Here is a 7,175-nt window from a genome sequence, read left to right as displayed (position 1 = left end):
GTCCGGGCTGTCGCATGTCGGTCGCGTCCGCGGCCACAGGGGAGGGGCCCTCATGACCTTGGCAGGCCAGGCGTTCGGAGCCGGGAGAGTCGGCGCCGAGCGGGATCGGTGCGTCGGAGCGGGGCAGTGTGTCCTCGCCGCGCCTGCCGTCTTCGACCAGGACGAGGAGGACGGGCTCGTGCGCGTCCTCGCCGAGAGGCCGTCGGCGGCCCAGTCGGACGCCGTACGCGAGGCCGTGAGGGCCTGCCCGTCAGGAGCCCTCACCCTGCGGTAGCCCGCAGTCGGACCGGCCGCGGGCAGGACGGTACGGCCCGTCCGTACGCGCCCCGTACGCGCGCCCGTCTTCCACGGCGACCCGCCGCATCGGGCCTCACTTCACGCGCCGCGGTATCTCCCGGTGCCCGGTTCAGCTCAGCAGAACGTCAAGGAGAAGCATGTCCAGACAGATCGACCGCCGAGCCTTCCTCCGTCGCGGCGCGGCGGGCGCCGCGGCTCTGGCGGTGGGACCCGGCCTGCTGGCGGCGTGCTCCACCGACGGGACCGACTCCGCCAGGAAGCCCGGATCAGGTTCCTCGCACCGTTCCGGCGGCACGCTGAGGGCCGCCTTCGTCGGCGGCGGCGCCTCCGAGACGCTCGACTTCTTCAACGGCCCTTCCGCACTGGATCTCGTACGTGCCCGGGCATGGCACGGCACCCTGGGCAACCTCGATCCCAGCGGTCCCGACGGGGTGCGCTACGGCGTGCTCAAGGGCATCGACATCTCCGACGACCTGTCGGCCTACACGCTGCACGTGCGGCCCGGTGTCCGCTTCACCGACGGCTCCGAGCTGACCTCCGCCGACATCCTGCACTCGCTCAGCGGGCTCGCGGCCAAGAGCAAGCTGCCCGTGTACCGGCTCGCCGCCGCCAACTTCGACCTCGCGCGCGCCAGGGCCGAGGGGGACCTGAAGGTCGTACTGCCCACCCTGCGGCCCATCGCCGACGGGCGTCTGATCCTCTGCCAGGGCAACTTCCTCGTCGTCAAGGACGGCACCAGGGACTTCCGCGAGGGCATGCCCAGTTGCGGCCCCTTCCGGCTGACCGAGTTCGCGGCCGGCCAGGGGTCGGCGTTCGAGCGCTACGACGACCACTACGGTCACGTGCCCCACCTCGACGGCCTGGAGCTGCGGTCGATCGCGGACTCGACGGCCAGGGCGGGGGCGCTCACCGGCGGGGAGATCGACTTCGCCCACGACCTCTCGCCGGTCACCGCGCGCACGCTCGCCGACGACGCGAAGGCCGAACTCGCTCCCACGAAGAGCCCCTACCTGGTCGGTCTCTCCTTCCAGCTGAACATGAGCGCCAAGCCCTTCGACGATCCGCGGGTGAGGGAGGCGTTCAAACTCGCGGTCGACCGCGAGGCCATGGTGAAGACCGTGTTCTACGGCAACGCCGAGATCGGCAACGACCTGCCCTCCATCGGCTTCCCCGACTACGCCGACGGGATCCCGCAGCGCGCCCACGACCCGGAGCGGGCCCGCGAACTCCTCCAGGAGGCCGGTGCCGACGGGATGAAGGTACGGCTGACCACCGGCCCCGAGACCCCGGGCATGGTGGAGACGGCCACCCTCTTCGTCGAGGACCTGAAGAAGATCGGTGTCCGGGCGTCCGTCCGTGAACTGCCCGCGGGTCAGCTCTACGCCGACTTCCCCGCGTACTCGGCGCTGCCGCTGGCCGGTTCGTACCAGATGCCCATCCCCGCGCTGTCGACCTACCAGATGAACACGGCGGGGGGATCCCCGTCGGCGTTCGGCTGGAAGAAGTCCGGGACGGACGCCCTCGTGGCGAGGGCACGCGCCGAGAGCGACCAGGCGCGGGCGAAGAAACTGGGCACGCGGGCCCAGCGAACGCGCTGGGAAGAGGGCAACCAGGTGCTGCCGGTCTTCAAGCCGAACCTGAACGCCCGGGCCAAGGGGGTCGACGGGATTCCCGACGACCTCTTCGAACAGTTCCCCGGCTTCTCCCGGGCGTCGCTGGCGTGAACCTGCTCGCCTTCGCCGCCCGGCGCCTCGCGGGGGCCGCCGTCCTGCTGGTCCTGCTGTCGGCGGCGGTCTTCGCGGCGACGGCGGTCCTCCCCGGGGACGCCGTCAGCGCGGTCGCCGGCGTGGACGCGTCCGAGGCACAACGCGCCGAGGTCCGGGCCGGACTCGGGCTGGACCGGCCCGCCGCCGAGAGGTACGCGGACTGGGCGGCCGGCGCGGTCCGGGGGGATCTGGGCAACGGCTTCGTGGGGGAGAGGCCGGTCACCGACGTCCTCGCCACCCGCCTGCCCAACAGCCTGCTCCTCGCCGGACTGACGCTCGCGGTCACCGCGCCGCTCGCCGCGCTGCTCGGCCTGTGGACGGGGCTGCGCGGCGGCGGCGCCGACCGCGTCGTCTCGACATCCGCCCAGATCCTGGCCGCCGTACCGGAGTTCGTCGTCGCCGCGTTGCTCGTCGCGGTCCTGGCGGTGTGGCTGGAGGTCCTCCCGCGTGTCTCCGTCATCCCGCTGGGAGGCACCCCGCTCGACGCCCCGCACGCGCTGGTCCTGCCCGTACTGACGCTCAGCGCGGTCGGTCTCGCGGTGGCCACCAGACTGCTGCGGGCCTCGGTCGCGGACGCCGCGGCCACACCGTACTGCGAGGCCGCACGGCTCAACGGTGTGCGCGGCGTGCGACTCGCGGTACGCCACATCCTGCCCAACGCCGCCGGACCGGCCGTACAGGCACTCACCCTCACCACAGGGGCGCTGGTCGGCTCCGCGGTGGTGGTGGAGAACGTCTTCGACTACCCGGGAATCGGCCGGGAGCTGCAACTGGCCGTCGCGGCACGAGACGTACCGATGGTGCAGGGCATCGCCACCGCCCTGGTCGCGGTGATGCTCGTGGTGCTGCTGCTGGGTGACATCTGCGCGCGTCTGCTCGGGGCGCGGGAGGGGGACGACCGATGACGACGGTTCTGACACCACCGCGCCGACGGGGCCGCCCGGTACGCCCCGGTACGCCCGGGCACCGCCGGCCACCGCTGTTCACCGGGGCGGCCACCCTGCTCGTCCTCCTCCTCGCGCTCCTGGGGCCGCTGGCCGCTCCGCACAGCCCCACCGCGCAGCTCGCGGCGCCCTTCCAGCAGCCCGACGGACAGTTCCTCCTCGGCACCGACGTGCTGGGCAGGGACGTGGCGAGCCGGGTGCTCGGTGGCGGCCGCACCATCGTCCTCACCGCGCTGGCGGGAACCGCGGCGGCCGGCGCCGTCGGGATGACCGCCGGCGTGCTGGCGGCCATGGCGTCCCGCCGGTTGGGAGACCTCCTGGTCCGCTGCGTGGACGCCCTCGCCGTCCTGCCCGCCCTCCTGGTCGTCCTCGTCCTCGCCGCCGGATTCCCCGGCAGCGCCGCCGCCCTCGTGGCAGCCGTCGCCCTGGCCACCGCCCCCTTCTCCACCCGGGTGCTGCGGGCCGCGGCGGACACCGTCCTGAACAGCGGATACGTCGAGGCGGCCCTCGCCCGGGGCGACACCCGGCGGGCCGTGCTGCGCCACGACGTGCTGCCCAACATCGCCGGACCGGCACTCATGGACACCGCGCTGCGCCTGGTCGCCTCGTTGCACCTCACCGCCACCGCGGGCTTCCTCGGCCTGGGACAGGGAGGAGCGGCGCCCGACTGGGGACGCATGGTGAGCGAGAACGTCCCCGGGGCCACACTGGCCGCCACGCCCTTCCTCGCTCCGGCCCTGCTGCTCGTACTGCTCTCCGTCTGCGTCGGCCTGCTGGCGGGACGACTGGCGGACACGGTGGGAAGGGGGACCGCGTGACCGGTCACGTTCCCGCCCGCCCGTCGGGTGCCGACCCGCTCGCCGAGATCAGCGGGCTGTCCCTCGGCCCGGCGGCCGGCGGCCCGCCCGTCCTGCACGACGTCGGTCTGTCGCTGCCGCGCGGGCGGGTACTGGGGATCGTGGGCAGGTCGGGGTCGGGCAAGAGCAGCCTGGCGTACAGCCTGCTCGGACATGTCCGCCCCGGCCTCCAGGTCCGTGCCGGAACCGTCCGGGTGGCCGGCCTCGACCCGTTCGACCGCGCGGACGCCCGCAGGCTGCGGGGGCGCGTGGTGTCCTACCTGGGGCAGGACCCGGCCTCCTCGCTCAACCCCGCACTGCGGATCGGCACGCAGATCGCCGAGGCGGTGCGCCTGCGCTCGTCCGCGCGGGGCGCGCACGAGGTCCGTGCGCGCGTCGGGGAACTGCTGCTGTCCGTGCGGCTGCCGGCCGACCGGGCGTTTCGGCGGCGGCTGCCGCGGCAGGTGTCGGGCGGTCAGGCCCAACGGGTGGCCCTCGCCCTCGCCCTGGCGGGTACGCCCGGCCTGCTGGTGCTCGACGAGCCCACCAGCGGTCTGGACACGGTCCTGGCCGACGGGATGCGCGGCCTGCTGGCCGAGGTCCTCTCCGCCGGGGACCGTGCCGCGTTGCTGGTCAGCCACGACCCGGCGTGGATCGCGTCCGTGGCTCACGAGGTGATCCGCCTGGAAGAGGGACGGATCGTCGGCGCCGGGGCGTCCAAGACGCCGATCCCCGCCCCGCCCCCGTCCGTGGGCTCCCCGGCCGGCGGCCACGGCCCGCGGAGCGCGCGGAGCAGCGGTTGCGACGGAGGGCTGTCCGTGCGCGGGCTGGACGCGGCCCACGGGCGTGTCCCAGTGCTGCGCGACGTCTCCCTCACCGTCCCGGCAGGCTCCTGCACCGCCGTCGTGGGTCCCTCGGGTTCGGGCAAGACCACCCTCGCCCGGTGTCTCGCGGGGCTTCACCGGCCCGCGCGGGGGAGTGTCGAGTGGCGGGAGGCGGGCGCGGAGCGAGGGCACGGTGCGGCGGTGCAGCTCGTCGCACAGGACACCCGGGGTGCCCTCAACCCCCGGGAATCCGTGAGCACCGCGCTCACGCGACCCCTCCGGGGGGTGCTGCGCCGGTCCGCCGCCGACGCCTCCCGCGAAGCCGTACGGCTGCTCGCCCTGGTCGGGCTGGGCCCGGAAGTGCTGGCACGCCGGCCGGGGGAGTTGTCGGGAGGCCAGCGCCAACGGGTCGCGCTGGCCCGGACGCTGGCGGCGCAACCACGTGTCCTGGTCTGTGACGAGATCACCTCCGCGCTGGACCCGGAGACGGCGAGCGGGGTCCTGGCCCTGCTGGACTCGCTGCGGCGGACGCTGGGAGTGACGGTCGTGATGGTGACGCACGACCTGACAGCCGCCGCCCGCGGCGCGCAGCGGGTCGTCGTCCTGGACGTGGGACGGGTGGTCGAGGCCGGTCCCGTGGACCGGGTGCTGACGGCCCCGGAGCACCCCGTCACCAGGGAACTGCTGGCTTACGCCGGCGACGCCGTCCTCGCCGTACCGGATCAGCGGCGGTGAAGGACGTCTTACGGCCGGCGGGAGGAGCGCCCCGGTCACCGGGCGCTCCTCCGCGCCACGTCTCACGGCCGGGGCAACCGCCCCGCCAGTGCCGCCTTGTCGACCTTCCCGACCGCGGTGAGCGGAAGACCGGGAACCTGTACGACCTCGTCCGGTGTCTTGTACCCGGCCAGCCCGCGCTCCTTCAGGAAGGCGGCGACCTCCCGTGTGCCGGGAGCCGCGCCCGCGCAGACGACGAAGGCGACCGACCGCTCCCCCCATCGCTCGTCCGGCACACCGACCAGCGCCGCCGCCGCGATCGCGGGATGCGCCAGCAACTGTTCCTCCACCTCGACCGCGGCGACCTTCTCGCCGCCACGGTTGATCTGGTCCTTGATCCGCCCCACCACCACGAGGTGACCGGACGGCAGACGCCGCACCACGTCTCCGGACCGGTAGTAGCCGTCCGGGGTGAACGCCGTGCGGTTGTGCTCCTCGGCGCGGTAGTAGCCACGCAGGGTGTACGGACCCCGGGTGAGCAGCTCACCCGCCGCACCGTCCGGCACGGGCCTGCCGTCGGCGTCCACCACGAGCACCTCGTCGTCCGGCGAGACGGGCCGGCCCTGGGTGGCGTGGACGAGGTCCTCGGGGTCGTCGAGGCGGGTGAGGTTGATCAGGCCCTCGGCCATGCCGAAGACCTGTTGCACGGTCACCCCGAGCGTCGGTCCGAGCCTGCGGGCGTGGTCCTCGGGCAACCGCGCTCCGCCGACCTGAACCACCGAGAGGCTTGCGAGGTCCCAGGAACCCGACGCGGCCTCGTCCATCCAGTGGGGGACGAGCGGCGGGGTCAGCGAGGTCAGTGTCACGCCCTCCCGCTCGACGAGTGCGAACGCCGTCTGCGGGCTGGGATCGGGCGCGACGACGACGGTTCCCCCGGCCATGAGGGTGCCCAGCACACCGGGGCAGGCGAAGGTGAAGTTGAACCCGAGGGGAAGCACCGCCAGGTACACGGTCCGTGTGCCGAGGGCGCACACCTCCGCGCAGGCGCGTGCGTTGTAGGAGTAGTCGTCGTGGGTGCGCGGGATGAGTTTCGGAAGTCCCGTGGTGCCGCCGGACAGCAGCAGGAGGGCGACATCGGCGGCGTCCGCTCCGCCGTCGTGGGGGCCCGGGCCGGACACGAGCGGCGGCTTCGTCCGCAACGCCTCGAAGGAGACGAAACCCTCGTCGCTGCCGGGCTCCCCGACCACGACGACGTGCCGCAGCGGGCCGTCCGGCCCCTGCTCCGCCCGTACCTCGCGCATCAGTTCCCGGTGGTCGAACCTGGCGTGCCGGTCGGGCACCACACAGGCCACGGCACCCGCCGCGCGCACCAGATGGCCGATCTCCCGGCGCCGGTGACCCGGCATGGCGTGCACCGGAACGGCACCGAGCCGCTGCAGCCCGAACCACACGAGCACGAACTCGGCGCAGTTCGGGAGCTGGACCACCACGCGGTCACCCCGCCCGATCCCGAGTCCCCCCAGTCCGCGGGCGACACGGTCCGCCTCGGCGTCCAGTTCCGCGTAGGTCCACCGCCGCTCGCCGTCGACCAGGGCGACGCGCCCTCCGTGGCCGGCCGCACCTTCGCGCAGCCGGGTGCCGAAGGTCGTTCCCTGCCAGTGTCCGGCGGCTCGGTAACGCGCCGACTCGGCCTCGGACCAGGTCCGTTGGGTCTCGGTCATGGGGCCCTGCCTCTCATTGCCGGGGCCTCCGGCTCTGGCGCCGAGTCCCGTCATGTGATTACGATGTGAACTA

At 73.8% G+C, this 7,175-nt stretch carries 6 protein-coding genes; 5 read left to right on the top strand and 1 reads right to left on the bottom strand.

Annotated features, from left to right (window positions below; all coding sequences use genetic code 11):
- Positions 1-52 precede the first annotated feature (52 nt).
- The 5 genes from ABEA26_RS34220 to ABEA26_RS34200 all read left to right on the top strand — a co-directional run bounded on the left by ABEA26_RS34220 (position 53) and on the right by ABEA26_RS34200 (position 5,402).
- Entirely contained in the window at positions 53-274 is a 222-nt protein-coding gene (locus tag ABEA26_RS34220; protein WP_345597727.1) for a ferredoxin, read from the top strand.
- Positions 275-434: 160 nt separating this feature from the next.
- A complete protein-coding gene (locus tag ABEA26_RS34215) occupies positions 435-2,021 on the top strand; it encodes an ABC transporter substrate-binding protein (RefSeq protein ID WP_345597725.1) in 1,587 nt (528 codons plus the stop codon).
- Complete coding sequence (locus ABEA26_RS34210) at positions 2,018-2,968, top strand: ABC transporter permease (protein WP_345597723.1); 951 nt, start codon at positions 2,018-2,020, stop codon at positions 2,966-2,968. The genes ABEA26_RS34215 and ABEA26_RS34210 overlap by 4 nt, the downstream gene beginning before the upstream one ends.
- A complete protein-coding gene (locus tag ABEA26_RS34205) occupies positions 2,965-3,825 on the top strand; it encodes an ABC transporter permease subunit (RefSeq protein ID WP_345597721.1) in 861 nt (286 codons plus the stop codon). Before ABEA26_RS34210 ends, ABEA26_RS34205 begins: the two co-directional genes overlap by 4 nt.
- Positions 3,822-5,402, top strand: a complete 1,581-nt coding sequence (locus ABEA26_RS34200; RefSeq protein ID WP_345597719.1) for an ABC transporter ATP-binding protein — start codon at positions 3,822-3,824, stop codon at positions 5,400-5,402. The genes ABEA26_RS34205 and ABEA26_RS34200 overlap by 4 nt, the downstream gene beginning before the upstream one ends.
- A gap of 62 nt (positions 5,403-5,464) precedes the next feature.
- On the opposite strand, the gene ABEA26_RS34195 is transcribed toward ABEA26_RS34200, so the two are convergent.
- The gene (locus tag ABEA26_RS34195; RefSeq protein WP_345597717.1) at positions 5,465-7,102 is read right to left on the bottom strand and encodes a (2,3-dihydroxybenzoyl)adenylate synthase; all 1,638 of its coding nucleotides are present in this window, start codon (positions 7,100-7,102) and stop codon (positions 5,465-5,467) included.
- Between the last annotated feature and the right edge of the window lie 73 nt (positions 7,103-7,175).

Origin of the sequence: Streptomyces marokkonensis (assembly GCF_039539045.1) — a bacterium.
Lineage (GTDB): Bacteria > Actinomycetota > Actinomycetes > Streptomycetales > Streptomycetaceae > Streptomyces > Streptomyces marokkonensis.
This window is presented reverse-complemented; position numbering and strand designations above follow the sequence as displayed.